At 28.4% G+C, this 825-nt stretch carries 1 protein-coding gene; it reads left to right on the top strand.

Going from position 1 to position 825, the window contains the following annotated elements; genetic code table 11:
- Positions 1-68: 68 nt before the first annotated feature.
- Positions 69-825 (top strand): helix-turn-helix domain-containing protein (locus V7056_RS20245; RefSeq protein WP_499704187.1); only part of this gene is annotated, 757 nt, incomplete at its 3' end.

Below are 825 nucleotides of genomic sequence, written 5' to 3'. Positions count from 1 at the left end.
ATATTAATATAATAAAATTCAGTGAAGTTTTTTAAAATGAATCGATTAATTAGAACAGGAGATTCGATATGCAATACGGTAAAATGATCTATCATCATAGAAAGAAATTAGGGTGGACACAGGAAAAACTATGTGAAGGCATTTGTTCTGTATCACACTTAAGTAAAATAGAAAATGGGAATAAAGAGGCTGGTATAGAGACGATTGAACTACTTCTAAAGAAAATGAAAGTTGAAAAAGAAGCGGATGTGATTAATTTAGATGAAATCATGGTCCAGTTAAAAAGACTATGGAATTTAATTGAAAGAGCAGACTATCAACTTAGTAAGCAGATATTTGATGAACTTGTTTTAAATGAAGAATTGATTCATTATACTAGTATATCGAATGAATTTTCGATTGTTATTTGGAGATATTATATTTTTATTGAAGATATGCAGAATGCTAGGAAAAAGTGGAAGCAACTTGAGAAAAAGCGGAAAAAATTTTCCCAACATGAATTAATAAAATTTTTGTTTACACTTTCGATATTTTATATTAAGGAAAAAAAATATGATGATTCACTTTTAATTATGGATGAAGTGCAAGACCTTGTTCCAAATATAGAGGTTGAGTATCAAGAGTTTTGCTTTTATAGAGCATTAATCTATCAAATAATAAATCAACCATCAGTATCGATGTACTTTTGTAATAAAGCGATCCCGATTTTTGTACAAAATAATAATATAAAAAGAATACTAGATTCTAAGATGCTGCTTTCGCTCCAATTAATCAAGAGCAAGCTGCTGGATAAAGCAGAATTAATATTAGAAGAAGTTCTAGATA

Source organism: Bacillus sp. JJ664, from assembly GCF_036962205.1.
In the GTDB taxonomy this organism is placed as follows: Bacteria; Bacillota; Bacilli; order Bacillales; family Bacillaceae_G; genus Gottfriedia.
This window is presented reverse-complemented; position numbering and strand designations above follow the sequence as displayed.